This is a genomic window from Verrucosispora sp. WMMD703 (assembly GCF_049178935.1).
GTDB classification, from domain to species: Bacteria; Actinomycetota; Actinomycetes; order Mycobacteriales; family Micromonosporaceae; genus Micromonospora; species Micromonospora sediminimaris.
Map to the genome: position 1 here is coordinate 4,765,340 of NZ_JBMHMM010000004.1, position 25,946 is coordinate 4,791,285.

The 25,946-nt window shown below is 71.0% G+C and carries 26 protein-coding genes; 9 read left to right on the top strand and 17 right to left on the bottom strand.

Annotation, left to right across the window (positions count from 1 at the left end; translation table 11 throughout):
- Nucleotides 1-126 precede the first annotated feature (126 nt).
- Nucleotides 127-2,982, top strand: coding sequence for an aconitate hydratase (locus ACN26Z_RS22125; RefSeq protein ID WP_421463298.1), 2,856 nt, complete (start codon nucleotides 127-129; stop codon nucleotides 2,980-2,982).
- 62 nt (nucleotides 2,983-3,044) lie between these two features.
- On the opposite strand, the gene ACN26Z_RS22130 is transcribed toward ACN26Z_RS22125, so the two are convergent.
- The 3 genes from ACN26Z_RS22130 to ACN26Z_RS22140 form a co-directional block, all read right to left on the bottom strand.
- Nucleotides 3,045-3,644, bottom strand: a complete 600-nt coding sequence (locus tag ACN26Z_RS22130) for a GTP-binding protein (protein WP_421463300.1) — start codon at nucleotides 3,642-3,644, stop codon at nucleotides 3,045-3,047.
- A gap of 113 nt (nucleotides 3,645-3,757) precedes the next feature.
- Entirely contained in the window at nucleotides 3,758-4,189 is a 432-nt protein-coding gene (locus ACN26Z_RS22135) for a roadblock/LC7 domain-containing protein (protein WP_093401419.1), read from the bottom strand.
- Between the two features lie 85 nt (nucleotides 4,190-4,274).
- Nucleotides 4,275-6,755, bottom strand: a complete 2,481-nt coding sequence (locus ACN26Z_RS22140; protein ID WP_421463302.1) for a nitrate- and nitrite sensing domain-containing protein — start codon at nucleotides 6,753-6,755, stop codon at nucleotides 4,275-4,277.
- Between the two features lie 307 nt (nucleotides 6,756-7,062).
- Here ACN26Z_RS22140 and ACN26Z_RS22145 point away from each other — a divergent pair, with 307 nt between their 5' ends.
- On the top strand, nucleotides 7,063-7,311 hold the full coding sequence (locus ACN26Z_RS22145; protein ID WP_093401421.1) for a DUF2630 family protein: 249 nt from the start codon (nucleotides 7,063-7,065) through the stop codon (nucleotides 7,309-7,311).
- 69 nt (nucleotides 7,312-7,380) lie between these two features.
- On the opposite strand, the gene ACN26Z_RS22150 is transcribed toward ACN26Z_RS22145, so the two are convergent.
- The gene (locus ACN26Z_RS22150; protein ID WP_282237524.1) at nucleotides 7,381-8,313 is read right to left on the bottom strand and encodes a serine protein kinase RIO; all 933 of its coding nucleotides are present in this window, start codon (nucleotides 8,311-8,313) and stop codon (nucleotides 7,381-7,383) included.
- A 161-nt stretch (nucleotides 8,314-8,474) separates the two neighbouring features.
- Entirely contained in the window at nucleotides 8,475-9,119 is a 645-nt protein-coding gene (locus tag ACN26Z_RS22155; RefSeq protein WP_282237523.1) for an HAD family hydrolase, read from the bottom strand.
- A gap of 152 nt (nucleotides 9,120-9,271) precedes the next feature.
- Between ACN26Z_RS22155 and ACN26Z_RS22160 the strand changes: the two genes are divergently transcribed.
- The 6 genes from ACN26Z_RS22160 to mug all read left to right on the top strand — a co-directional run bounded on the left by ACN26Z_RS22160 (nucleotide 9,272) and on the right by mug (nucleotide 13,614).
- Nucleotides 9,272-9,844, top strand: a complete 573-nt coding sequence (locus tag ACN26Z_RS22160; protein ID WP_093401424.1) for a TetR/AcrR family transcriptional regulator — start codon at nucleotides 9,272-9,274, stop codon at nucleotides 9,842-9,844.
- A 103-nt stretch (nucleotides 9,845-9,947) separates the two neighbouring features.
- Complete coding sequence (locus ACN26Z_RS22165; protein WP_421463305.1) at nucleotides 9,948-10,859, top strand: TIGR04222 domain-containing membrane protein; 912 nt, start codon at nucleotides 9,948-9,950, stop codon at nucleotides 10,857-10,859.
- Nucleotides 10,856-11,674, top strand: a complete 819-nt coding sequence (locus ACN26Z_RS22170) for a DUF692 domain-containing protein (RefSeq protein WP_421463307.1) — start codon at nucleotides 10,856-10,858, stop codon at nucleotides 11,672-11,674. The genes ACN26Z_RS22165 and ACN26Z_RS22170 overlap by 4 nt, the downstream gene beginning before the upstream one ends.
- Nucleotides 11,671-12,159, top strand: a complete 489-nt coding sequence (locus ACN26Z_RS22175; protein ID WP_421463309.1) for a hypothetical protein — start codon at nucleotides 11,671-11,673, stop codon at nucleotides 12,157-12,159. The genes ACN26Z_RS22170 and ACN26Z_RS22175 overlap by 4 nt, the downstream gene beginning before the upstream one ends.
- A 64-nt stretch (nucleotides 12,160-12,223) precedes the next feature.
- Entirely contained in the window at nucleotides 12,224-12,985 is a 762-nt protein-coding gene (locus tag ACN26Z_RS22180) for an SDR family oxidoreductase (protein ID WP_421463311.1), read from the top strand.
- Nucleotides 12,982-13,614: a G/U mismatch-specific DNA glycosylase gene (mug, locus tag ACN26Z_RS22185; RefSeq protein WP_421463313.1), complete on the top strand. Its 633-nt coding sequence runs from the start codon at nucleotides 12,982-12,984 to the stop codon at nucleotides 13,612-13,614. The genes ACN26Z_RS22180 and mug overlap by 4 nt, the downstream gene beginning before the upstream one ends.
- Nucleotides 13,615-13,635: 21 nt before the next feature.
- On the opposite strand, the gene ACN26Z_RS22190 is transcribed toward mug, so the two are convergent.
- The 4 genes from ACN26Z_RS22190 to ACN26Z_RS22205 form a co-directional block, all read right to left on the bottom strand.
- Nucleotides 13,636-15,612 (bottom strand): ABC transporter ATP-binding protein, encoded by a 1,977-nt coding sequence (locus ACN26Z_RS22190; RefSeq protein ID WP_421464694.1) that lies wholly within the window; start codon nucleotides 15,610-15,612, stop codon nucleotides 13,636-13,638.
- 110 nt (nucleotides 15,613-15,722) lie between these two features.
- Nucleotides 15,723-16,490 (bottom strand): enoyl-CoA hydratase/isomerase family protein, encoded by a 768-nt coding sequence (locus ACN26Z_RS22195; protein WP_421463315.1) that lies wholly within the window; start codon nucleotides 16,488-16,490, stop codon nucleotides 15,723-15,725.
- A gap of 58 nt (nucleotides 16,491-16,548) precedes the next feature.
- A complete protein-coding gene (locus ACN26Z_RS22200) occupies nucleotides 16,549-16,776 on the bottom strand; it encodes a helix-turn-helix domain-containing protein (RefSeq protein ID WP_007072022.1) in 228 nt (75 codons plus the stop codon).
- A 146-nt stretch (nucleotides 16,777-16,922) separates the two neighbouring features.
- Nucleotides 16,923-18,527 carry an ABC-F family ATP-binding cassette domain-containing protein gene (locus ACN26Z_RS22205; protein WP_421463317.1) on the bottom strand — a complete coding sequence of 535 codons (1,605 nt, stop codon included), beginning with the start codon at nucleotides 18,525-18,527 and terminating at the stop codon, nucleotides 16,923-16,925.
- A gap of 230 nt (nucleotides 18,528-18,757) precedes the next feature.
- On the opposite strand from ACN26Z_RS22205, the gene ACN26Z_RS22210 reads away from it, so the two are divergent.
- Entirely contained in the window at nucleotides 18,758-19,669 is a 912-nt protein-coding gene (locus tag ACN26Z_RS22210) for a neutral zinc metallopeptidase (RefSeq protein ID WP_282237516.1), read from the top strand.
- Nucleotides 19,670-19,748: 79 nt separating this feature from the next.
- Here ACN26Z_RS22210 and ACN26Z_RS22215 read toward each other — a convergent pair whose 3' ends face one another.
- From ACN26Z_RS22215 to sufD, 8 genes are all read right to left on the bottom strand, one after another.
- Complete coding sequence (locus tag ACN26Z_RS22215; protein WP_421463319.1) at nucleotides 19,749-20,411, bottom strand: acVLRF1 family peptidyl-tRNA hydrolase; 663 nt, start codon at nucleotides 20,409-20,411, stop codon at nucleotides 19,749-19,751.
- Between the two features lie 30 nt (nucleotides 20,412-20,441).
- Nucleotides 20,442-21,113, bottom strand: a complete 672-nt coding sequence (locus ACN26Z_RS22220; protein ID WP_421463321.1) for a LysE/ArgO family amino acid transporter — start codon at nucleotides 21,111-21,113, stop codon at nucleotides 20,442-20,444.
- A 317-nt stretch (nucleotides 21,114-21,430) separates the two neighbouring features.
- Entirely contained in the window at nucleotides 21,431-21,850 is a 420-nt protein-coding gene (locus ACN26Z_RS22225; protein ID WP_093401433.1) for a metal-sulfur cluster assembly factor, read from the bottom strand.
- The gene (gene sufU / locus ACN26Z_RS22230) at nucleotides 21,847-22,323 is read right to left on the bottom strand and encodes a Fe-S cluster assembly sulfur transfer protein SufU (RefSeq protein ID WP_421463324.1); all 477 of its coding nucleotides are present in this window, start codon (nucleotides 22,321-22,323) and stop codon (nucleotides 21,847-21,849) included. Before sufU ends, ACN26Z_RS22225 begins: the two co-directional genes overlap by 4 nt.
- Complete coding sequence (locus tag ACN26Z_RS22235; protein ID WP_282237512.1) at nucleotides 22,323-23,627, bottom strand: cysteine desulfurase; 1,305 nt, start codon at nucleotides 23,625-23,627, stop codon at nucleotides 22,323-22,325. Before ACN26Z_RS22235 ends, sufU begins: the two co-directional genes overlap by 1 nt.
- A gap of 27 nt (nucleotides 23,628-23,654) precedes the next feature.
- Nucleotides 23,655-24,428 carry a Fe-S cluster assembly ATPase SufC gene (sufC, locus tag ACN26Z_RS22240; RefSeq protein WP_093401436.1) on the bottom strand — a complete coding sequence of 258 codons (774 nt, stop codon included), beginning with the start codon at nucleotides 24,426-24,428 and terminating at the stop codon, nucleotides 23,655-23,657.
- Nucleotides 24,428-24,754, bottom strand: coding sequence for a non-heme iron oxygenase ferredoxin subunit (locus tag ACN26Z_RS22245; protein ID WP_093401437.1), 327 nt, complete (start codon nucleotides 24,752-24,754; stop codon nucleotides 24,428-24,430). Before ACN26Z_RS22245 ends, sufC begins: the two co-directional genes overlap by 1 nt.
- Nucleotides 24,754-25,896 carry a Fe-S cluster assembly protein SufD gene (gene sufD / locus ACN26Z_RS22250; RefSeq protein ID WP_421463326.1) on the bottom strand — a complete coding sequence of 381 codons (1,143 nt, stop codon included), beginning with the start codon at nucleotides 25,894-25,896 and terminating at the stop codon, nucleotides 24,754-24,756. Before sufD ends, ACN26Z_RS22245 begins: the two co-directional genes overlap by 1 nt.
- Between the last annotated feature and the right edge of the window lie 50 nt (nucleotides 25,897-25,946).

Sequence of the window (25,946 nt, forward strand, 5' to 3'; positions counted from 1 at the left end):
GTTGCATGAATAGCAAGACGGACGTACGGTTTTGTTGACGGCGAGAATCGGCGGTAAGTGTTGCCTAACCACGGCAGCACTCTGGCCGGTGCGAAAGACTGCTCAGGACTACTCACGGTCGCTGGTGTGAAGGAGTACGACGTGGCGAGCCTCGACACCTTCGGTGCGAAGACCCAGCTACGCGTCGGAGACGCGAGCTACGAGATTTTCAAGATCAGCAAGGTGGAGGGCCAGGAACGGCTCCCCTACAGCCTGAAGATCCTGCTGGAGAACCTGCTGCGGACCGAGGACGGCGCGAACATCACCGCCGAGCACATCCGCCAGCTCGGTGCGTGGGACCCGACCGCAGACCCGAACGTCGAGATCCAGTTCACCCCGGCACGGGTGCTGATGCAGGACTTCACCGGCGTACCCTGCGTGGTCGATCTGGCGACCATGCGTGAGGCCGTCCGCGACCTCGGCGGCGACCCGACCAAGGTGAACCCCCTCGCCCCCGCCGAGCTGGTCATCGACCACTCGGTCATCGCCGACCTGTTCGGCCGCGAGGACGCCTTCGAGCGCAACGTCGAGCTGGAGTACACCCGCAACAAGGAGCGCTACCAGTTCCTGCGCTGGGGCCAGAGCGCGTTCAACGAGTTCAAGGTGGTCCCGCCCGGCACCGGCATCGTGCACCAGGTCAACATCGAGTACCTGGCCCGCACCGTGATGGAGCGCGGCGGCCAGGCGTACCCGGACACGGTCGTCGGCACCGACTCGCACACCACCATGGTCAACGGTCTGGGCGTGCTGGGCTGGGGCGTCGGCGGCATCGAGGCCGAGGCCGCCATGCTCGGCCAGCCGGTGAGCATGCTGATCCCACGGGTCGTCGGCTTCAAGCTCTCCGGCGAGATGCCGGCCGGCACCACCGCCACCGACCTGGTACTGACCATCACCGAGATGCTGCGCAAGCACGGCGTGGTCGGCAAGTTCGTCGAGTTCTACGGCCCCGGCGTGAGCGCGGTGCCGCTGGCCAACCGGGCCACCATCGGCAACATGTCCCCGGAGTACGGCTCCACCGTCGCGATCTTCCCGATCGACGCCGAGACCGTCCGCTACCTGGAGCTGACCGGCCGTGACCCGCAGCAGGTCGCCCTGGTCGAGGCGTACGCCAAGGAGCAGGGCCTCTGGCACGACCCGGACCACGAGCCGGTCTACTCCGAGCAGTTGGAACTCGACCTGGGCACCATCGAGCCCTCTCTCGCCGGGCCGAAGCGCCCGCAGGACCGGGTGCCGCTCGGCAACGCCAAGACCCTGTTCCGCTCGGCGCTCACCGACTACGTGTCCGCCGACGAGACCGGCGGCGACCCGGGCCGCAAGCCGGGCGTCCCACAGCAGGAGCAGCCGTACGGCGTGACCGGCCACGCCGACGAGGCCAGCGCCGAGTCGTTCCCGGCCAGCGACTCCCCGGCCAACGGGATCGACGACCCGGCCGACGCGCCCCGTGAGCTGGTCAACTCCGCGGTCGGCTCCGGTGGACGGGCCAGCAACCCGATCCGGGTCACCGGCACCGACGGCACCGAGTTCGAGCTGGACCACGGCGCCGTGGTGATCGCCGCGATCACCTCCTGCACCAACACCTCCAACCCGCAGGTGATGATCGGTGCGGCGCTGCTCGCCCGTAACGCCGTGGACAAGGGCCTGAACCGCAAGCCGTGGGTGAAGACCACCCTCGCGCCCGGCTCCAAGGTCGTCATGGACTACTACGAACGGGCCGGTCTGACGCCGTACCTGGAGAAGCTCGGCTTCCACCTGGTCGGCTACGGCTGCACCACCTGCATCGGCAACTCCGGCCCGCTGCCGGAGGAGATCTCCGCGGCGGTGAACGAGGCCGACCTCGCGGTCGTCTCGGTGCTCTCCGGCAACCGGAACTTCGAGGGCCGGATCAACCCGGACGTGAAGATGAACTACCTGGCCTCCCCGCCGCTGGTGGTGGCGTACGCCCTGGCCGGCACGATGGACATCGACCTGGCCAACGAGCCGCTCGGTGAGGACAGCGCGGGCAACCCGGTCTTCCTGCGCGACATCTGGCCGAGCACCGCCGAGATCCAGGACGTGATCGCCTCCGCGATCGGCGCCACCGGCTTCAGCTCCGCGTACGCCGACGTCTTCGCCGGTGACGAGCGGTGGCAGTCCCTGCCGACCCCGACCGGGGACACCTTCGCCTGGGACGGCGACTCCACCTACGTCCGCAAGCCCCCGTACTTCGAGGGCATGGGGCAGCAGCCGGAGCCGGTGACGGACATCGCCGGTGCTCGGGTGCTGGCCAAGCTCGGCGACTCGGTGACCACCGACCACATCTCGCCGGCCGGTTCCATCAAGGCCGACTCCCCCGCCGGGCAGTACCTCGCCGAACACGGCGTGCCGCGCCACGAGTTCAACTCCTACGGCTCCCGCCGGGGCAACCACGAGGTGATGATCCGGGGCACCTTCGCCAACATCCGGCTGCGCAACCAGCTGGTCCCCGGGGTGGAGGGCGGCTTCACGGTCAACCACCTGACCGGGGAGCAGACCTCGATCTACGACGCCTCCATGGCGTACCAGGAGGCGGGCGTGCCGCTGGTCATCCTGGCCGGCAAGGAGTACGGTTCCGGCTCGTCGCGGGACTGGGCGGCCAAGGGCACCATGCTGCTCGGGGTGCAGGCGGTCATCGCCGAGTCGTACGAGCGGATCCACCGCTCCAACCTGATCGGGATGGGCGTGCTGCCGTTGCAGTTCCCCGCCGGGGAGAACGCCGAGTCGCTGGGGCTGACCGGCACCGAGACGTTCACCATCGCCGGAGTGACCGCGCTCAACGACGGCGACACTCCGCGTACGGTGAAGGTCACCACCGACAGCGGCGTGGAGTTCGACGCGGTGGTGCGGATCGACACCCCGGGTGAGGCGGACTACTACCGGCACGGCGGCATCCTGCAGTACGTGCTGCGGCGCATGATCGCCAACTGACCGCGATGCCGTGAGGGCTCCCACCCGGACGGGTGGGAGCCCTCACGGCGTCTGGTGTCCCGTCAGTCGGCGCGACGTGCCTCCCGAATCTTCATGGCGTGCTCCACCAGCATGATGAGCACCTCCTTCACCGACTCCCGCTGCCGGGCGTCGCAGAGCAGCACCGGCACCTCGGGATCGAGGTTCAGCGCCGCCTGCACCTCGTCGAGCCGGTACTGGCGGGCGCCCTCGAAGCAGTTGACCGCGACGAGGAAAGGGGTCCCCCGACCCTCGAAGTAGTCGAGGGAGGGGAAGCAGTCGGCCAGCCGACGGGTGTCGGCGAGCACCACCGCGCCAATCGCGCCGAGTGCCAGCTCGTCCCAGACGAACCAGAACCGGTCCTGGCCCGGGGTGCCGAAGAGGTACAGCACCAGGTCGTCGCTGATGGTGATCCGACCGAAGTCCATCGCCACGGTGGTGGTCCGCTTCGTCTCGACGCCTTCCAGGTCGTCGATGCCCACGCCCGATTCGGTAAGCACCTCCTCGGTCCGCAGCGGACGCGTCTCGCTGACCGCGCCGACCAACGTGGTCTTACCCACCCCGAACCCGCCGGCGATCAGAATCTTGATCGCTGTGGGCAGAGCCGCCATGTCCGACGGCCGCTCAGCGTGCCCGTAGTCCATTGATAACCGCCTCGAAGATGCTGTGTGCCGACGATCGCCAGGTGCAGCGGGCCCAGGCCGGCGGGCCGGTGACCGGGCGGGCCCGGCCGCCGGTCACCGCGTTCCCTCCACCGTCATCCGGGCTGCTGTTCCCCGTTGGCCTGCTCGGCTGGCCGGGACGGCGAGGCGACGTACCTGCCGACCCGGGTGATCAACATGGCCATCTCGTACGCGATCAACCCGACGTCGGCGTCCTCACTGGCCAGCACCGCCAGGCAGGCGTTACGCCCGGCGGCTGTGACGAACAGGAACGAAGACTGCATCTCGATGATCGTCTGCTGCACCTGCCCGCCGCCGAAACGCTTGCCGGCGCCGCGAGCCAGGCTCTGGATGCCGGCCGCCATCGCCGCCAGGTGCTCACCGTCGTCGCGGCTGAGCCCCTGCGAGGAGGCCATCAGCAGACCGTCGGCGGACAGCGCGACCGCGTGTTCGGCCTGCTTGACCCGGCCAACCAGATCATCCAGCAACCACGTCAGGTCGGCACTCGAAGCCGTCTTCTGCGCCACTTCGTCGTCCTCTTCTCCCCCGGCTCATCGCCGTGCTCACTTGGGCCTGACCGTTCTCCCCGGCTCGCCGGGCAGCGCACCTCGGTCAGGTCGCCTGTTGATCGGCGTCCTCGGGCTCATCGTCGGGCCCGGACCGACCGCCAGCACCGAGCAGCCGTGCGGCATCGGAACGTCCGCGCCGGGTGCCGGTCTGGTACGAACTCATCATGCGCCGCACCTGTTCGGGCTCGCGGACCACGTCCTCGTCCGCTTGCACCGTCTCGGGCTCGGCCCGCAACGCCGGGGCCAGGCTCGCCTGGCGTACCCGGACCGGCAGGCCCGACTCGGTGCGGGTCGGCTCGATCTCGGCGGGCATGGGGCCACCCGGGGTCACCGGGTCGGCCGGTCGACCGGCGGCGGGGCCCGCACCGCTTCCGGTGCCGGGATCAGTTGTCCGGCGCGGCGGCCACTGCGGACCGTCGTTGGACGCTGACGTGACCGGCAGTCCGATCGGAATCGTCGGTCCGTCCCAGGCAACGGAGTGCCCGGCACCGGGCCGAGAACTGCTCGGCAGCCCGTAAACATCGGCACCGTCACCGCTGGAGTGCCCGATCTCCGCCGGTACCTCCCGGCCGGTCCCGATCACGCCACCGTCGCCGGTGGGCTGGGCCGCGGCGTCCGCAGGTCGTCCCTCCGCCATGCTCGGCTCAGCCTCGTCGACGATCAGATCAGGCGGGATCAACACCACGGCGGTCGTCCCGCCGTACGCCGACTCCTTGAGCCGGACCTGCACGCCGTGCCGGTCGGTCAGCCGGCTCACCAGGTAGAGGCCCAGCCGGGACGCGTCGGCGAGGTTCCGCTCGGAACGGTCCACGATGCGGTGGTTGGCGGCGGCGAGGTCGTCCTCGGTCATGCCCAGACCGCGGTCCTCGATCTCGATGGCGAAGCCGTTGGCGACCAGTTCTCCGCGTACCTCGACGTTGGTGTGTGGCGGAGAGAACGAGAGTCCGTTCTCGATCAGTTCGGCGAGCAGGTGGATGACGTCACCGACGGCCCGCCCGGCCAGCGACACACCGCCGATCGAGAGCAGGGTGACGCGGGTGTAGTCCTCGACCTCACCGACCGCACCCCGGACCACGTCCACCATCGGGACGCTGCGGCGCCACGCCCGGCCGGGGGTCGCGCCGGAGAGCACGATGAGGTTCTCCGCGGCACGTCGCACCCGGGTGGCCAGGTGGTCGACGCGGAACAGGTCTGCCAACTCCTCGGCGTCCTGCTCGCGACGCTCCATCGCGTCGAGCAGGGTGAGCTGGCGGTGCACCAGGGCCTGGGTACGCCGGGCCAGGCTCAGGGACACCTCGCGTGCGGACCCACGCAGCTGGGCCTGCTCGACCGCGGTGCGGACGGCCCCCTCCTGCACCACGTTGAAGGCCCGACCCACCTGGCCGAACTCGTCCTCATCGAAGCGCAGCGCTGGCATCTCCCTGGCGACGTCCACCTGCTCACCGCGCCCGAGCCGCTCCGCCACGCTCGGCAACCGTTCGTTGGCGAGTCGGAACGCCGCATCGCGCAGTCGTTGCAGCTGCTGTGCCAGCGCCCGTGCCGTGGTGATCGAGACGACCACCGAGGCGATGACCGCGAGCAGGCCGAGACCCGCGACGAGGACCAGCCGGACGATGACACCGATCGCGACCGGCGTGGCCCGCTTGACGATGTCGTCACCACCGGCCAGCACCACGTCACCGATCTCGATTAGCGCCGGAGCGGTGGTGTCGGACCAGTCCGAGGTCGAGAACGGCAGTCGGTAGGTGCCGTTGCCGTTCATGACCTGAGATTCCAGGTCGGCCAGTCGCCGGAAGCTCGCCCCGGTGACCATCTGCTCGTAGCGACGCTGATCAGCTTCGGGCAGCCGGACGATCGCCTGCTCGGCGACGAACTGACGGGCACCGACAACCCGGGTGAACTCGGCCCGCTCGACCGAGGTGATCCGGCCTGCGGCGAGCACGCCGGCCAGCATGGCGTCCTCCTGGGACAACAGCTCCCGGGCACGGTCGAGCCGGATCAGTTGTGCGGTGTCCTCGGCGACCTGGTCGTCGTCGAGATTGCCGAGTTCGTCGTACACCTGGTAGATCGACTCGATCAGCTCGGTGAACGTCGCACCGGCGTCGCTGCGGCCGATGTTGCGCCCGTCGACGGCAGTACGCGTGTCGGGCAGCGCGGCCAGTTGCCGCTCCAGCTCCGCGATACGGTCGTGCAGCGCGTCGCTGCCGAACACGCCGACCTGCCAGTCGTCGGTCGACTCGACGAACTCGGCGGCCAGTTGGTCGGTACGGGCACGCAGCCGGGTCAACTCGTCAAGCTGCGCCTCCTGCGGGCGTCCGAGATAGACAAGCGAGGTGCGCCGTTCCAACTGCAACTGCAGCAGCAGCGGCTCGGTGGGATCGAACACCTGCGCGTCGAGCGCCTGCACACCGAACAGGTTCGCTCCATCGCGGACGGTGACCCAGGCGGCGAAGCTCCAGAGCGCCACCAGCGCGGCCAGCAGGGCCACCACCTTGGCACGCAGCTTCGTACTGCGGGAACCCATCACACCGTCCCTGGCCGTGAGCTAGTTGACCGGTCAGTCAGGAGCGAGCCACACAGCACACCGGCCCCGGCGCAACCTAACAACGTCACCGCAGCAACTCAAGCGCTGGTGATCATGCGCTGGTCGACCCGGGTCACCCGCCGCAGGCGCACGGTCCGGCGACCAGAGCGCCGGCCGCCGGGCCGCCCGCACCGTCGCCCGCCCGATGAGCGGCGGCGGCTGGCCGCCGGGGCACATCGGCCGGTCTGTGCGATTCGCCGACGGGAATGCGAGCCGTGGTCGGCCCCGCTGTGCCAGGCTCAGGGACATGGACGACAAGACCATCCTCAGCCGGATCTCGGATCTGGTTGACGAGGAGCACCGGCTGCGCGCACAGGCGCAGGCCCACGAGACTGGCACCGACGATGAGGCACGCACCCGCCTGCGGGAGCTGGAGGAGTCCCTCGACCAGTGCTGGGATCTGCTGCGCCGCCGCCGTGCAGCTCGGCAGGCCCATGGCGATCCTGAGGCCCAGGGCGCCCGCCCGACGTCCGAGGTCGAACGCTATCTGCAGTGAATCCCGCTCGCCCACGCCCCGCGACGGGCTCCGGGTGGCGGTGGCCACCGCCACCCGGAGCCCGGCCGGTCAGGCCAGACCTGCCTCGCGGCACAGCAGTTCGGTGAGCACCGTCGGGTCCACGAGGTCCGCCGGCAGTCCCCGGGCGACGAACCAGGCGGCGACGATCCGAACATCGCGGGCCAGGAACTCCCGCCCCTGCGGGTTCACCACCACGTCGACCACCTGCGGCAGGTCGATCAGCGCCAGTCGCCCCGCGTGCACCAGCAGGTTGTACGGCGACAGGTCGCCGTGCGCGTACCCGGCTCGGGCCAGGACGACAAGCGCGTCGACCAGTTGCCCCCACAGAGCACGGAGTTCGGCCGGTGCTGGGCGCAACTCGGCCAGCCGGGGTGCGGCGCGTCCCTCCTCGGCGTCGCCGAGGAACTCCAGCATCAGCTCGGTGCCCCGCAACTGCACCGGGTACGGCACGGTGATGGTGCCGTAGCGCTGGCCGATCTCCCAGAGCCGGCTCAGGGCGGCGAACTCCGCCGCCGCCCACTGTCCCGCGATCATCTGCCGGCCGAACGCGGTCCGGCCGGTCATCGCCCGCATCTCACGTGAGCGGCGCACCCGGCGCCCTTCGAGGTATCCCGCGTCCCGGTGAAACAGCCGGTGCCGAGGATCCCGGTATCGTTTCGCCGCCAGCAGGCAGGACCGGTCGGTGCCGGGTAGACCCCGGCGCACCAGGTGAACGTCGGCCTCCTTGCCGGTCTTGAGCACACCGAGCTCGGTGTCCTTCGCCGCCAGTTCGGTGACCAGCCAGTGCGGGTGGGGCTGCGGGCCGTGCAGCGCATCGTCCCAGGAGGACCACGTTTCGCCGGTCCCCGGGTCGGGCTCGTCGGGGTCGGTGGGAGCGGGGCCGGTCGGCCGGCCGCGCTTCAGGAAGTGCGGTTCGTCGTCGTCGAAGCGGCGTCGGCCGCGGGTTCGGCGCTCGGGCGCCGGAAAGTCGTGATCACGCATGACGCTGGTAATCCCTTGGTCGAGGTGTGGGGAGGCAGGAAGTGACCTGCGAAGACGGCCATGACCGACCCCCTCTCCTCGACCGGGCGCACGCCCGGAGTGCACGATGCGCGGACCATGCTCGTCGGCCGCACCGGTCGGGTCAACCCAATTAGCGCGACTCAGGCGCCCATGATCTCGGCGATGGCGGCGATCACGGTGTCCACCGTCGCCGTGGGCGCGAACCGGGCGTCGGTCCAGGGACGCCCCCGGTGCAGCCAGATGCTGGGCAGACCGACGGCGGTGGCTCCGCCGATGTCCGCCTCCGGGCCGTCGCCGACCACCCAGGCACCGCGCAGCGGCATTCTGGCCCGCTGCGCGGCGAGCGCGAAGATGCGGGGGTTGGGCTTGCTGACCCCCGCCTCTTCGGAGATCACCCAGTCGGCGACGTACCGGTCCAACCCGGTACGTCTGATCTTGGCGTCCTGTTGCCGAACCGCGCCGTTGCTCACCACGACCGGCATCCAGCCGGCGTCGTCGGCGATCCGCAGGGCGCACGCCACCAGCGGGTCCAGCCGGGTGAACTCGACCACCCCGTCGTGCAGTTCCTCCACCAGGTCGATGGAGGGGATCCGCAACCGATAGCGGTCCCGGATCGCGTCCGCCACGTCCCAGCGGTCCGTTAATCCGTCGGCGTCGATGGACAGCAACCACTCGATGTCGTGCGGAGGTGCTCCGATGCCGTCGAGAAAGCGCTCTGCCCAGGTGCGGAACGGCCCGGCCCGATCGAGCAGGGTGTTGTCCAGGTCCAGCAGGAGCAGCGGCACTCGGGCACCTTACGGGAATCGGGTACCTCGCCGACAGGGCGGAAGGTTACGCGGTGGTGTCGGTCCGGAACAGCCGTCGCATGCGGCCGACCCCAGGAACCAAGCCGTACGTACGGTTTGCGTCAGTCGAGGGGAGCTGACACGATCGACACGTGCCCAGAGTAAGCCAGGATCAGCTCGACGCCCGCCGTCAGGAAATCCTCGCCGCCGCGCGAGCCTGCTTCGCCCGGCACGGCTACGAGGGCGCGACCGTACGACGCCTGGAGGAGGCCACCGGCCTCTCCCGTGGCGCCATCTTCCACCACTTCCGGGACAAGGACTCCCTCTTCCTCGCCGTCGCTGAGGACGACGCAGCCACGATGGTGGAGACGGTCGCCCGCAACGGACTGGTCCAGGTCATGCGTGACCTGCTCGCCCGGGCGGTCTCCCCGGACACCACAGGTTGGCTGGGCAGCCAACTGGAGGTGTCGCGACGGCTGCGTACCGACCCGACCTTCGCCACCCGCTGGGCACAGCGGTCGGCCGCCATCGCCGAGGCGACCCGGGACCGGCTGGCCCGTCAACGGGAGGCCGGCGTACTCCGCGAGGACATCCCCATCGACGTGCTGGCCCGGTTCCTCGAACTCGCCTACGACGGGCTGGTGCTGCACCTGGCCATGGGTCGGCCCGCCGGTGACCTGGGCGCGGTGCTCGATCTGGTCGAGGAAGCGGTGCGCCGACGCTGAACCCGTCAGGTAACGAGAAGATAACTCGACCCTACGGGCAGCCGGATGCTGGCATCGCCGCTCCACAATGAAGCCGCGTTCCCTCGCGTGACAGGAGCAGGCCATGACGGGTTTCGCGGTCGATTACGACACCTGGGGAGTTCCCGGTCCCACCTTCATCACGCTCTACCTGGTGGCTGCGGTGCTCGCCGTCACCGTCGTGCTGATCCGCCGCCGGGCGCTGCTGGGCGGGCGTGCCGCTCCCCCCGCCGACCAGCTGAACCCGCAGCAGGTCGCCTACCTCAACGGCGGCGATGACTTCGCCGTCTGGACCTCGCTCGGCGCGTTGCGCAGCCAGGGCGCGATCGGCGTGGACCCGGACCGCCGGCTGACCGCCGACGGTCCGCTGCCGCCCGCCGCCACCCCACTCGACCGGGCCATCCACTACGCCGCGACGCAGCGCACCCTGGCCCGGGAGCTACGGCGCACCGAGTGGGTCGAGCGGGCCCTCACCGAACTGCGTGACGGCCTCGACCAGCGCGGTCTCGCGATCGGTCCGGACCGGCGGGCCGCCCTGCGGCACGGTCCGCTGCTGCTGGTCGCACTCCTGGTGCTCGGTGTCGCCCGAATCGTCGCCGGGCTCGCCAACGACCGCCCGGTCTGGTATCTGGTGCTCACCGTCGTCGCGCTCGGCGTACTGACCGCTGTGCTGCTCGTCCGGGTGCCCCGCCGAACCCGGGCAGCCGAGGCCGCCCTGCGGACACTGCGCCAGCGCAACCGGCACCTCGCGCCCACCGCGAACCCGGCGTACGCCACCTATGGAGCGGCGGGAGCCGCCATGGCGGTGGCCCTCTACGGCACCGCGTCACTCTGGGCACTCGATCCGACCTTCGCCCAGCAGGCCGAGATCCAACGCCAAGCCGCAGCCGGCGGCGCGACGTCCACCGGCGGGTGTGGCGGCGGCGCAGCGGGCGGCGGAGGCTGCGGTGGCGGCAGTTGCGGCGGCGGGGGCTGCGGCGGCGGGTGCGGCGGATGAACACCCCGCATGGCGTGGGGATCGGCTGGCGCCCGGAGATCGCCGGATTCGTCGCCGAGCTGCCCGGCCTGCGCTTCGTCGAGGTGATCGCCGAGTCGGTACCGACCGCCGGACCGCCACCGGCCGACCTGATCGAGCTGCGCGACCGCGGCGTCACCGTGGTACCGCACGGCGTGCGGCTCTCCCTCGGCGGCGCGGAACCGGTCGACCCGGCCCGGGTCGCCCACCTGGCGGCCGTCGCGCAGCAGCTGGCGGCACCGCTGGTCAGTGAGCACATCGCTTTCGTCCGGGCCGGCGGCCTGGAGGCCGGCCACCTGCTACCCCTGCCCCGCACCCACGAAGCGGTCGACGCGATCTGCGCCAACATCACCCGTGCCCAGGCGGACCTGCCGGTGCCGATCGCGCTGGAACCGATCGCCGCCCTGTTCGACTGGCCGGACGACGAACTCGACGAGGCGGCGTTTCTCAACGAGATCCTGGACCGCACCGGAGCACTGCTGCTGCTCGACGTCGCCAACGTGTATGCCAACGCCCGCAACCGCGGCACCGACCCGCTCGCGCTGCTGGACCGGCTGCCGCTGGAACGGGTGGCGTACCTGCACGTCGCGGGCGGTGCCGAGGGTGGTGGCTTCTACCACGACACGCACACCGATCCGATCGGGCGGGAGGTGTTGGAGCTGCTCGCCGAGTTGTGCGCCCGGCACCGCCCACCGGCGGCCCTGCTGGAACGCGACGGGCACTACCCACCGGCGGCCGAGCTGCGCACCGAACTGGACGCCGTCGCCGCCGCCTGCGGCTTTCCGGAGGTGACGTGACGCCGGCCGGGGCGGGGCCCGCCGGCCCGGCCGGAAGGCCGGTCGGATCGCTCGCCTCTCGGCAGGCGGAACTGGTCGCGGCCCTGGTGGCCGGCGGTCCGCCGCCGCCCGGCTTCGCGCCCGGCCCGTTGGCCGCCGCCCGTGCCGCATTGCTGCGCAAGCGGGCCGGCGAGGTCGCCCGACACTGGCCGCTGCTCGCCGCCGGGCTCGGCCCCACCTGGCCGACGGTGTTCGTCGAATGGGCGGCGGACCGACCCATCGGCGGCGGGTTGCGCGACGGCTGGGACCTGGCCCGTGCACTGCACGCCCGCACCGCCCTGCCGGCACTCGGCGCCGAGGAACTGGCCGTCCGCGAGGCGCAGTTCCGCTACGACGGGCAAAGGGCACCGCGTCGCCGCCGCTCACCCGCCCTCGGCCGGGTCGGCGCCGTGCTCGCCCTTCAGGTCGCCGGCCGGGTACGCCTGCTGCGCCCGGCCCGTCCCTGAACCTGACCCACGACACGGGACCGGGGCTGTTTCCGGCCCAGCGGGCTGGGGCAGGATCGTCGGCATGGATCTCGGACTTACCGATCGGGTGTACGTGCTCACCGGTGCCTCCCGTGGGCTTGGTTACGCCACCGCACAGTGCCTGGTGGCCGATGGCGCCCGGGTGGTGCTCTCCGCCCGGCACGCCGACGCGGTGGAGGCCGCCGTGGCCAGTCTCGGCGGCCCCGACCGGGCGGTCGGCGTCACCGCCGACCTGGCGGACCCGACGACCCCCGACCGCCTGCTGACCACCGCACAGCACCACTTCGGCCGCGTCGACGGTGCCCTGGTCTCCGTCGGCGGACCGCCCGCCGGCAGTGCCGCGTCGGTCGACGACGAGCAGTGGCGGCGGTCCTTCGAGACTGTCTTCCTCGGTAGCGTCCGCACCGTACGAACGGTCGCCGCCGCGATGCCCGACGGTGGCGCCATCGCGCTGGTGCTCTCCACCTCGGCGCGCAGCCCGGTACCCGGATTGGGCATCTCCAACGGCCTGCGGCCGGGTCTGGCCGGTGTTGCCAAGGATGTCGCCGACGAGTACGGCCCCCGGGGCGTACGGGTGGTCGGGCTGCTGCCGGGACGGATCCTGACCGACCGCAACCGGGAACTCTTCGCTGCCTCCGGCGACCCGGAACGGGCCCGGACCGAGGTGGAGGCCGCCATCCCGCTGCGCCGCATCGGTGACCCCGCAGAATTCGGTCGGGTCGCCGCCTTCGTGCTCTCCCCCGCGGCCAGCTACCTCACCGGCGTCACCGTTCCGGTCGACGGTGGCGCGCTGCGCGGCCTGTGACCGCCGGACAGCCGTCCCGCCGCGACCGGCGGGCCACGCACGGCAGGTCGTCCACCCGGTCCCGGCCGGGGCGGGAGGAGCCGCAGCCACGCCCGAGCCGGGAGGAGCTGGCCGCCGCGGCCGACAAGACCATCCCGGACCTCATCGGCGCCGGGCTGGACGTGCTCTTCGTCGGGATCAACCCGGGGCTCTGGTCGGCCGCGACCGGGTGGCACTTCGCCCGACCCGGCAACCGGTTCTGGCCGGCGCTGCACCGGGGTGGATTCACTCCCCGGCTGCTGCACCCCAGCGAGCAGGACGAACTACCGGCCCTCGGGCTCGGGATCACCAACATGGTGGCCCGGGCCAGCGCCCGCGCCGACGAGCTGACCGCCGCCGAACTGGTCGACGGCGCACGGCAGCTCACCGACAAGGTGGGTCGGTACCGGCCACGTTGGGTCGCGGTGGTCGGGGTGACGGCGTACCGGATCGGCTTTGCCCGACCGAAGGCGGGGTTCGGGCCGCAACCGGAGCAGTTGGCAGATGCCCGGCTGTGGGTGCTGCCCAACCCCAGCGGGCTGAACGCCCACTACACCCCGCAGACCCTCGGTGCCGCCTTCGCCGAACTCCACTCGGCCGCCCTCGGGTGAGCGGCTAATGGACCAGCAGCCTCAGTTGGCGGCGGCGGGCGGCATGGCCTCGTCGGCGATGTACTCCCGGCTGGGGATGACCACCGGCTCCGGGCCGGTGGCGTCGGCGTACGGCGTGGGTGAGTCGGCCACCGCGAACTGGGTGCGGTACAGCTCGGCGTAGAGGCCGCCGACCGCGACCAGCTCGTCGTGGCGGCCCCGCTCCACGATGCGGCCGTCGTCGAGGACCAGGATCTGGTCGGCGTCCCGGACGGTGGAGAGCCGGTGGGCGATCACCAGGGCGGTACGCCCGGTCAACGCCACTGAGAGCGCCCGTTGCACCGCCGCCTCGCTCTCCGAATCCAGGTGCGCGGTCGCCTCGTCGAGAATCACGATCGACGGTGCCTTGAGCAGCAGCCGGGCGATGGCGATGCGCTGCTTCTCGCCACCGGAGAAGCGGTATCCACGCTCACCGACGGTCGTCTCAAGCCCGTCCGGCAGGGACCTGACCAGGTCGGCGACCTGCGCCCCGGCCAACGCCGCCCACAGCTCGTCGTCGGTGGCGTCCGGCTTCGCGTAGCGCAGATTTTCCGCGATGGTCTCGTGGAACAGGTGCGAATCCTGGGTGACCACCCCGATCTCGTCGCGCAGCGAGTCGAGCCGGGCGTCCCGGACGTCGACTCCGCCGACCAGCACCTGCCCGTCGGTCACGTCGTAGATGCGGGAGATCAGCATGGACAGCGTGGACTTGCCGGCGCCGGAGGGCCCGACCAGGGCCACCATCTGCCCCGGATCGACGCTGAACGACACGCCCTTGAGCACCGGTTCGTTGACCGTACGATCCAGCGCGGCGACCTCCTCCAGCGATGCGAGGGAGATCTCGGCGGCGCTCGGGTAGCGGAACCGGACGTCGCGGAACTCGACAGTTCCCGCGCCCTCGGGGATCCGCACCGCGTCGGGTCGTTCCTTGATGCCGGGTTGCAGGTCGAGCACCTCGAAGACCCGGTCGAACGAGACCAGCGCGCTCATCACATCCACCCGGACGTTGCTCAGCGCGGTGAGCGGGCCGTAGAGGCGGGTGAGCAGCAGCGCGAGGGTCACCACGGTGCCGGCACTGACCTGGCCGCTGACCGCGAGCCAGCCGCCCAGGCCGTAGGTCAGGGCCTGGGCCAGCGAGGCCACCAGCAGCATGGCCACGAAGAAGGTCCGCGAGTACATCGCGGAGGTGATGCCGATGTCACGGACCCGTTCGGCGCGGGTGGCGAACCGGGCCGCCTCGGCGTCGGGTCGGCCGAAGAGCTTCACCAGCAAAGCGCCGGCGACGCCGAACCGCTCGGTCATCGTCGCGTTCATCTTGGCGTCGAGGTCGTACGACTCACGGGTGATCTCGGCCAGCCGCCGGCCCACCCGACGTGCCGGGATGATGAACACCGGCAGCAGCACCAGTGACAGCGCCGTGATCTGCCAGGAGAGGGTGAGCATCACCGCGGCGGTGAGGACCAACTGGATCACGTTGCTGACCACGCCCGACAGCGTCGAGGTGAACGCACGCTGGGCACCCATCACGTCGTTGTTGAGCCGGCTGACAAGTGCGCCGGTCTGGGTCCGGGTGAAGAACTGCAACGGCATCCGCTGCACATGGTCGTAGACGCGGGTACGCAGGTCGAGGATGATGCCCTCGCCGATGCGGGCCGAATACCACCGTTGGGCCAGCGACAGGAGAGCGTCGGCGACCGCGAGCGCGGCGATGAACAGGGCCAGCCGGATCACCAGCGCCCCTGCCTCGGCGCCGCCCCGGGTGATCGCGTCGATCACGTCGCCGGCCAGCAGCGGGGTCGCCACCCCGATCACCGCGGCGACGATCACGGTGAGCAGGAAGACGACGATGTCGCGTCGATAGGGGTGGGCGAAGGCGACGATCCGGCGGGCGACGCCACGCTTAAGCCGGTGCGCGGCGATGTCGTCCTGGCTGCGCATCGACCGGAGCATGCTCCAACCGCCCATGCCACCAGCGGCCATGTGGTTGGACACGCTCACCTCCGGATCAGGACGTCGTAGACCGTCGGGTCAATTCTCCCGATGACTACGACAACCACGCGAGTAACCCGGATCTTCCCGAACGGTCCTTACTATTCTCCCCGGCCGGCGAGGTCCCGTAGCCGTCGCGTCTGCGCCTCCCGCTCGGCGCGCTGCTGCTCGGCGTGGGTACGCCCAGCGGCACCGGCGAGCAGCGCCTTGGTCTCGACGACGGCGTCCCGGTCGTGGGTGAGCAGCCCGGCGGTCAGGTCACGCACCGCGTCGTCAAGCTCAGCGGTCGGCACCACCAGGGTGGCCAGGCCGATCCGGTCGGCCTCGGCGGCGTCCATCCGCCGCCCGGTGGTGCAGATCTCCAGGGCGCGGGCGTAGCCGACCAACTCGACCAGGCGCTTGGTGCCGGCCAGGTCAGGAACCAGGCCCAACGTCACCTCGGCCATGGAGAGCGTCGCGTTCTCGGCCAGCACCCGCAGGTCGCAGGCGAGGGCGAGTTGGAAACCGGCACCGATGGCGTGCCCCTGGACGGCGGCGATCGAGATCACGTCGGGGCGGTGCAGCCAGGTGAATCCGCCCTGGTACTCAGCGATCTTGTCGGCGCACTCCTGCTCCGACAGGGTGGTCAGCTCGGCAAAGGAGCCGGGCCCGGAGGCACCGGCGACGGCCAGGTCGAGACCGGCGGAGAAGGCACGCCCCTCGCCGCGTACCACGACCACCCGCACGTCACCGGGAAGCTCCCGGGAGAAGTCGCTCATCGCGCGCCACATCGCCGCGGTCTGCGCGTTGAGCACGTCGGGCCGGCACAGGGTGACCGTGGCGACCGGCCCGTCGCATTCCAGCCGGACCCCGGTCGCCTCGGCGGTCACCAGGCGGCCCGGGTCGCGGTGGTGGTGGCGGTGCTGCTGGACGACGCTGACGGGCGGGTCACGCCTTCTTGCGGCGCCGGGCGCCGCCGCGCTGCCGCAGCTGCACCCCGGACTCGGTGAGTACGCGGTGGATGAACCCGTACGATCGCCCGGTCGAGGCCGCGAGCGCCCGGATGCTCTCGCCCCCGGTGTACCGCTTGACGAGGTCCTTCGCGAGCGTCTGACGCTCGGCTCCGACGATCCGGCGACCCTTCTCAGTGCTGGTGGCTGTGCCAGTGGCTGCCATGCTGTGTCCTCACGTCCCAGACTGTGCGGTTCGGATACGGTCCCACCTATTAGACCGTCTCGAACGATCATGCGCCAGATATCAACTATTCGCCAACCGACACGCTATGCAATGTCAGCTTCCCGATAGGTGATGCCGCACGAGGCTCAGGCCAGCTCGACCAGTTCCAGCAGGTCGTCGCTCCAGGCGTCCTCGTCACCGTCCGGCAGCAGGATCGCCCGGTCCGGCTTGAGCGCGAGAACCGCGCCCGGGTCGTGCGTGACCAGCACGATCGCGCCGGGATAGCGGGCGATGGCGTCGAGCACCTGCTCGCGGCTGACCGGGTCGAGGTTGTTTGTCGGTTCGTCGAGTAGCAGCACGTTGGCGCCCGAGCAGACCAGGGTGGACAGGGCCAGCCGGGTCTTCTCCCCGCCGGAGAGCACGCCGGCGGGCTTGTCGACGTCCTCGCCGGAGAAGAGGAACGCCCCCAGGATCTTCCGCAGTTCGGTGTCGGTCTGCTCGACCGCCGCCGCCCGCATGTTCTCCAGCACGGTCCGTTCCACATCAAGCGTCTCGTGCTCCTGAGCGTAGTAGCCCAGTCGCAGCCCGTGACCGGGGCGCACCTCGCCGGTGTCCGGCTCCAGCAGGCCGCCGAGCATCCGCAGCAGGGTGGTCTTGCCGGCACCGTTGAGCCCGAGGATGGCCACCCGGGAACCTCGGTCCACCGCCACGTTCACGTCGGTGAAGATCTCCAGCGAGCCGTACGACTTGGACAGGCCGGTCGCGGTCAGCGGGGTCTTTCCGCACGGTGCCGGTGCGGGGAAGCGCACCTTGGCCACCTTGTCGGCGACGCGGATCTCCTCCAGGCCGGACATCAGCCGTTCGGCGCGGCGGGCCATGTTCTGGGCGGCGACCGTCTTGGTGGCCTTGGCCCGCATCTTGTCGGCCTGGGCCATCAGCGCGCCGGCCTTCTTCTCGGCGTTGGCCCGCTCCCGGCGGCGGCGACGCTCGTCGGTCTCCCGCGCCTCCAGGTACGCCTTCCAACCCAGGTTGTAGACGTCGACCACGCTACGGGTGGCGTCCAGGAACCACACCTTGTTGACCACCGACTCCAGCAGGTCGCCGTCGTGAGAGATCACGATCAGACCGCCCTTGTGGTTGGCCAGGAAACCTCGCAGCCAGGTGATCGAGTCGGCGTCGAGGTGGTTGGTGGGCTCGTCCAGCAGCAGAATCCCGCCGCCGTTCTCGCCCGCGTCCCGGAAAAGGATCCGGGCCAGCTCGATCCGGCGACGCTGACCGCCGGAGAGGGTGCCGATGGTCTGCGCCAGGGCGCGATCGGGCAGCCCCAGGTTGGCGCAGATGCGGGCCGCCTCGGCCTCCGCCGCGTACCCGCCGAGCGCGGCGAACTGGTCCTCCAGCGCGCCGTAGCGGCGCACCAGTCGCTCGTCGGCATCCTCGGCCAGCTGCGCCTCCAGCTCCTTCATCCCGGCCATCAGCGCATCCAGCCCGCGGGCGGACAGCACCCGGTCGCGGCCGGTGACGTCCAGGTCACCGGTACGCGGGTCCTGCGGGAGGTAGCCGACGGCGCTGCGCCGGTCGACCTGCCCGGCGTACGGCTGCCCCTCCCCGGCGAGCACCTTCAGGGTGGTGGTCTTGCCGGCGCCGTTGCGCCCGACCAGACCGATCCGGTCGCCCGGCTGCACCCGCAGCGTGGTGTCGGACAGCAGGATCCGGGCTCCGGCGCGCAGTTCCAGGCCGGTGGCAGTGATCATTTTAGGTACTCGCTCTCGGGATCCGAAGGGCTGACTCAGGGCACACGAAAGCGCCGGCGGATCCCGGTGACCCGTCGGCGCGGGGCGTTCAGCCTTCGCAGCGCAGCACGGCGTCAAGTGTACCGGGCCCCGGCCGGCAGCCCCTGCGGATTACCGACCAAGATCGTCGGGTACCGGATCGCCGACCGGACCGGTTCCGGCCCACGAGCCACTGACTGATCGGGGTCACCATGGAGCTGAACGAGAACGCACGGATCGACACCAGCCAGGTGGAGGACCGGCGAGGCAGCGGCGGAGGCGGCGGCGGGATGGGCATCCCCATTCCGATCGGCGGCGGACGCGGCGGCATCGTCGGCATCGTCATCGCCGTGCTGGTGGCCCTCGTCGGTGGCGGCTTCGGCCTGAACGCCATGACCGGTGGCGACCAGCAGGGCGACAACGCCGCGTTGGAGCAGCGTTGCTCCGCCGAGAACGCCCTTGAGCAACTCGACTGCCGCAACACCCTCTATGTCAACTCGATCCAGGCGTACTGGCGCACCGCCCTGCCGCAGGCCCTCGGCGAGCAGTACCGCCCGACCCGCACCGTCTTCTTCAGCCAGGCCGTGAACACCGCCTGCGGCCAGGCAGACTCCGGCGTCGGCCCGTTCTACTGCCCGGCCGACTCGCTCGTCTACATCGACCTCTCCTTCTACGAGGTGCTCGCCACTCAGCTGGGCGCCGAGGGCGAGTTCGCCCAGCCGTACGTGCTGGCCCACGAGTACGGCCACCACGTGCAGAACCTGCTCGGCACCAACGAGCAGGTGCGCCGCCAGCAGCAGCGCGACCCGGGCAACGCCAACGACCTGTCGGTACGCCTGGAGCTGCAGGCCGACTGCTATGCGGGAGCCTGGGCGAAGAACGCCACCGGCACCGCCGACGAGAGCGGCCAGAAGATCTTCACCAGCATCACCGAGCAGGACATCGCCGAGGCCATCGACACCGCCGAGGCGATCGGTGACGACGCCATCTCCAAGCGCGCCGACCGGCCGGTGAACCCGGAGGAGTTCACCCACGGCTCGTCCGCCGACCGCAAGCGGTGGTTCAACCAGGGCTACGAGAGCGGCGACCCGGCCTCCTGCGACACGTTCAGCGGCGCGGTCTGACGAACCGGCACACTGCGGGCCCGGTCACTGGTGACCGGGCCCGCAGCCGCACGACGTGCCCGGTCCGCCGGGCCGGGTGCTAGCGGCCGGCTTCCGGCTGCGGTTCGCGGACCAGAATGCGAACCGCCCGGGCGGCGGCCACCGCGGCCAGCAGCACCGCGTGCCGGGGTTCGGGGACGTCGAGCAGGCGGTCGGCGCGCAGGGCGGCCAGCGGGGCGAGTCGACGGTCGGCCAGCACGGTGTCCACAGCCCGCCGGTCCCCACCGGCGACAAGCGCGTCCAGCCGGTCGACCGCGGGCAGCAGCAGCCGGACGGCCAACTCGACGGCGTCGGCCAGCGCCGCCTTGGTCTGGCTGTCCCGGCGGCGCGCGAAACGCTGCTGGGACCAGCCGCCGGCGGCGGTGCGCCCCTGAACGTAGCGGGTGTCCGCCTTGTGCACCGGCAGCCGCTCCCCCTCCGCGATGCCCACCGCCACCGCGCCCTTGCGGACCAGCAGCAGCCCGAGCCGGCGCGGCACGATCACCGCCGCCACGAAACCCGCCAGATCGGTGGCCGGCGACGAGCCCGGGGGCGCGTGCAGTTCGGCGGTGGCACCGTCGGGAGCGGACAGCAGCAGGCCGTACGCCTGCGCGCTGACGGTGGGCGGGCCGTGCCGGTCGACGAAACCGGCGACCCAGCGGGCGGCACGGCCCGGATCGACCTCCACCCACCGGCCGCCCCCGGCGGCGGGTCGGCTGCTCATCACCCGACCGTACGGCACGGCCGGCTCGGGTCAGCCACCGAGGAGCAGACCGACGGCGAGCACGGTGATGATGGCGCTGGACAGCAGGGCGGTGACCAGGCGACCGCGGTTGCTGGTGAGCACCTGCCCGATCAGCGAGCCGCCCCCGGCGATCAGCAGCTGCCAACTGGCCGAGGCGATGAACACCCCGAGGGTGAAGACCACCGCGACGGCCGTGCCGGAGCCACCCAGTTCCGTCCGGCCGAGCACCAGGGCCGTGAAGTAGACGACGGTCGCCGGGTTGAGCAGGGTCAGCGCGAGGATCCCGACAAACGCCCGGGCCGGCGTGTCCAGTCCACGCCGCGCCAACGGTTGGCCCGGCCCCGGCGTGGCGTCGTGCGCCGGTGGCCGCTCCGGAGAACTGCGGGTGCCACGCGCCCGCAGGGCGCGCCAGGCGCCGTGGACGGCGAGGGCGAGCAGCACCGCCGCGCCGACCAGTCGCAGCGGCCCGGCGAGCGGCGCGAGCCAGCCCGCGACCACCGCGCCACCGAGCGCCGCGACACCGGCGTACAGCCCGTCGGCGGTGGCCACCCCGAGTGCGGCCCCCGCACCGACCCGGAACGAGGTCCGCGCGGTGAGCCCGAGGATGAGCACGGCGATCGCGCCGACCGGGACGGCCACGCCGTAGCCGGCGACCAGACCGGCGAGGAACGCGCCGGTCACGACGGACGCCGTGCCGAGACGCGGCCCGGCCACAGCCGCTGTCGGCGCGCGGCGGTGGCCACGGCGACAGGACTCAGCTGCATCGGGTACGCCTCACTCACCGCGTCATCCTGCGGCGATCCGCCGCACCGGCGCCACGGCTTTTCCGGGCCGGGCCGAGTTGCGGCATGTCGGTCGGTCGAAGGCAGCCTGACGGCGCGCATTGCGGTATCCCGCGGTCGGGAGTACGAACCGGCCGAGAACAAGACGACGTCGGGCGCGGCATCCGGTGGATGCCGCGCCCGAGGCGGAACTGTTGAGCCTGCCCGGAGGAACTGTCAGACGTTGAAGCCGAGAGAGCGGAGCTGGTCGCGGCCCTCGTCGGTGATCTTGTCGGGGCCCCACGGGGGGAGCCAGACCCAGTTGATCCGGATGTCGTCGACCAGACCACCGCCGGGCCCGGTGGTCAGCGCCTGGCGGGCCTGGTCCTCGATCACGTCGGTGAGCGGGCAGGCCGCCGAGGTCAACGTCATGTCCAGGGTGGCGACGTTCTGATCGTCGACGTGCACCCCGTACACCAGGCCGAGATCGACCACGTTGATGCCCAGCTCCGGGTCGACGACGTCCTTCATCGCCTCCTCGATGTCGGCGACGGCGGCCTTGCCGCCGGTCGGCGCGACGCTGCCGTCAGCCACCGGGCCGGTCGCCGTGCCTTCGCCGGCCGCCGAGGTCGCCTCGGTCGCAGTGTTCTCGCTCATGCCTTCACCTCCGTCGGGCTCGCGCCCACACCGGCGCGTGCCGCAGCGTCCTTGAACGCCATCCACGGCAACAGCGCGCACTTGACCCGGGCGGGATAGCGGGCGACGCCCTCGAACGCCACCCCGTCACCGAGCACGTCCTCGTCCGGCGTGACCTGACCACGACCGGACATCAGCGCCAGAAACGCCTCGTGCACCTCGAACGCCTCCGTCGCGCCCCGGCCGGTCAGCAGCTCGTGCAGCACGCTGGCGGACGCCTGGCTGATCGAACAGCCCATCCCGTCGTACGACACGTCGTGCAGCGTCGCACCGTCGGTGGCCACCCAGACGGTGATCTCGTCCCCACAGGTCGGGTTGACGTGGTGCGCCTCGCCGACCCGGTCGGCCGGATCCTCGGCGTCGCGCAGCCCGCGACCGTGCGGGTGCTTGTAGTGGTCCAGGATGATCTCCTGGTACAGCGACTCAAGCTGCATCAGCAGAACACCTTCCGCACCTGCTCCAGGCCCGCCACCAGCGCGTCGATCTCCTCGGTCGTCGTGTAGAGGTAGAACGAGGCCCGGGTGGTGGCCGGCACCCCGAACCGGGTGCAGACCGGGCGGGCGCAGTGATGGCCCACCCGCACCTGCACGCCGAGGGAGTCGAGCACCTGACCCACGTCGTGCGGGTGCACGTCGCCGAGCGCGAACGAGATGGTGCCGCCCCGGCCCACCGGCACCTCCGGGCCGAAGATCCGCAGGCCGGGCACGGCACCCAGGGCGTCCAGCGCGTACGCGGTCAGCTGCTTCTCGTGCCACTGGATCGCCCGCATGCCGATGCCGGAGAGATAGTCCACTGCCGCGCCGAGCGCGACCGCCTCGGCGATCGGCGGGGTACCGGCCTCGAACCGGGCCGGTGGCGCGGCGTACGTGGAGCCGCCCATCGTCACCGTTTCGATCATCGAACCGCCACCGAACACCGGCGGCATCGCCGCCAGCAGCTCCATGCGGCCCCAGAGGACGCCGATCCCGGTCGGTCCGCACATCTTGTGCCCGGTGAAGACGATGAAGTCCGCGTCCAGGTCGACCACGTCGATCGGCATGTGCGGCACCGACTGCGAGCAGTCCAGCAGCAGCAGCGCCCCCACCTCACGGACCCGGGCGGTGATCCGCGACGTGGCGTTGACGGTGCCCAGGATGTTGGACATGTGCACCAGTGAGACGATCTTCGTCCGCTCGTTGACCAGGTCGGTCAGGCCCGACTCGTCCAGCCGGCCGTTGTCGGTGACCGGGAACCAGCGCAGCGTCGCGCCGGTACGCTCGGCCAGCAACTGCCACGGGACGATGTTCGAGTGGTGCTCCATCTCGGAGATGACGATCTCGTCACCCGGCCCGAGCCGGAGCCGAGGGTCGGCGTCCGCCCGCAGCGAGGCGTTGGAGAACGCGTACGCCACGATGTTGATCGCCTCGGTGGAGTTCTTGGTGAAGACCACCTCGTCGACGCTCGGCGCGTTGACGAACGCGGCGACCTTCGCCCGGGCCCCTTCGTACGCCTCGGTCGCCTCGGTGCCGAGCGTGTGCACCGAGCGGGACACGTTCGCGTTGTGCCGGGCGTAGTGCTCGGCCAGCACGTCGAGCACCTGGCGCGGCTTGTGCGAGGTGTTGGCGCTGTCCAGGTAGACAAGCGGATGCCCGTTGACCTCCCGGTCGAGGATCGGGAAGTCGGCGCGCACCGCCGTCACGTCGTAACGGGGCACGTCGTCGTACTGCGGCATCCCCGGCGGGATCGCGATGGTGGTCATCGTCGTGACCGGTCCTTCCTTCGCAGATCAGACCCGCGCCGGACCGGCCCCGGCCGCGTACCGCTCGTAGCCGGACTCCTCAAGCTTGTCGGCCAGTTCCGGGCCGCCCTGCTCGACGATCCGACCGGCGACGAAGACGTGCACGAAGTCGGGCTTGATGTAGCGCAGGATCCGGGTGTAGTGGGTGATCAGCAGCAGGCCGGTGTCGCCGGTGTCGCGCACCCGGTTCACGCCCTCACTCACCACGCGCAGCGCGTCCACGTCGAGGCCGGAGTCGGTCTCGTCGAGGATGGCCATCTTCGGCTTGAGCAGCTCCAACTGCACGATCTCGTGGCGCTTCTTCTCACCGCCGGAGAAGCCCTCGTTGACGTTGCGCTGGGCGAAGGCCGGGTCCATGTGCAACCGCTCCATGGCACCACGCAGCTCGCCGCCCCAGGTGCGCAGCTTCGGCGCTTCGCCGTCGATGGCGGTCTTGGCGGTACGCAGGAAGTTCGCCACCGACACGCCGGGCACCTCGACCGGGTACTGCATGGCGAGGAAGAGGCCGGCGCGGGCCCGCTCGTCGACGGACATCTCCAGGACGTCCTCGCCGTCCAGGGTCACCGAGCCGCCGGTGATCTCGTACTTCGGGTGGCCGGCGACCGAGTACGCCAGGGTCGACTTGCCGGAGCCGTTCGGGCCCATGATGGCGTGGGTCTCCCCCGACTTCACGGTCAGGTCGACACCGTGCAGGATCGGCTTGAGCTCACCCTCGGGCAGCTTCACCGACACCTGTAGGTCGCGGATCTCCAGGGTGCTCATTATCGGGTCACTCCATTGCTCGGCGTCAGACTGACGTAGATGTCACCGTCGCGGACTTCGACGGGGTAGACGGGTACGGGTTCGGTGGCGGGCAGCCCGGTCGGCTCGCCGGTACGCAGATCGAAACGGGAGCCGTGCAACCAGCACTCAAGCGTGCAGCCTTCGACCTCGCCCTCGGAGAGCGCCACGGCCGCGTGCGAGCACTCGTCGAACACGGCGTAGAACTGGTCGTCCTCGCCGTGCACGAGCGCGATCTGGGTGCCGTCGACGTCCGCGCTGATCGCGGTGCCCTTCGGCACGTCCTCGCTGGCGCAGATGCGGATCATCAGGCGCCCGCCTTCGTCAGCCGCGCCTCGATAGCGTCCCCCAGCCGCTCACGCAGGGACTCCACCGGGATCTTGTTCAGCAGCTCGGCGAAGAAGCCGCGCACCACCAGCCGGCGCGCCTCGGCCTCCGGGATGCCCCGGGCCATCAGGTAGAACAACTGCTCGTCGTCGAAGCGGCCGGTGGCGCTGGCGTGACCGGCGCCGGCGATCTCGCCGGTCTCGATCTCCAGGTTCGGCACGGAGTCGGCCCGGGCACCGTCGGTGAGCAGCAGGTTCCGGTTGATCTCGTACGTGTCGGTGCCGGTCGCCTCGGCCCGGATCAGCACGTCGCCGACCCAGACGGTACGGGCGCTCTCCCCCTGCAACGCGCCCCGGTAGCCGACGTAGCTGCGGCAGTCCGGCACGGTGTGGTCGACCAGCTGGCGGTGCTCCTGGTGCTGGCCGGAGTCGGCGAAGTAGAGGCCGTACAGCTCGGCCTCGCCACCGCGGTCGGTGTACTCGACAGTGGTGTACTGCCGGACCAGATCGCCACCGAGGGTGACCTGAACGTGCAGCACCCGCGCGTCGCGCCCCAACCGCACCTTGAGGTGCTGCGCCTGCACCGCGTCGTCAGCCCAGTCGGCCACGGTGACCAGGGTGAGCTTCGCCCCGTCGCCCACCGACACCTCGACGTTGTCCGCGAGGGTGGCCGAGCCGACGTGCTCCAGCACCAGGATCGCCTCGGCGAACCGGCCCACCTCGATGACCGTGTGCCCGAAGGCCAGGCCCTCGACGCCCGCACCGACCGCCCGGAGAATCGCCGGACCGCTGATCACCGCGTCCTGCGCCACCCGGACCAGCAGCGCCTGCTCCGCCCCGCCGTAGGCCAGCGCGCTGACCCGGTCGAACGGGGTGAGCACGCTGCCGACCCGTGGGTCGTCGCGGCCGACCCGCTCCACGGACACGCCCTCGGGCAGATCGGCGTACTCGTGCCGGACCGCGCCGGTGGCGGTCGGATCGTCGCCGACCAGCCCACGCAGCCGCTTGAGCGGGGTGAAACGCCACTCCTCCTCCAGGCCGGTCAGGGCCGGGAAGGCGGCGACATCGTACGAACGCAGCGCCTGCGACTTGGTGCTGGGCGGCGCGGAAGCCTGGGTAGTCATCTCGTCCTTGTTTGTGTCTACGACGACGGTGTCCGGTGCTCTGGTGCGGC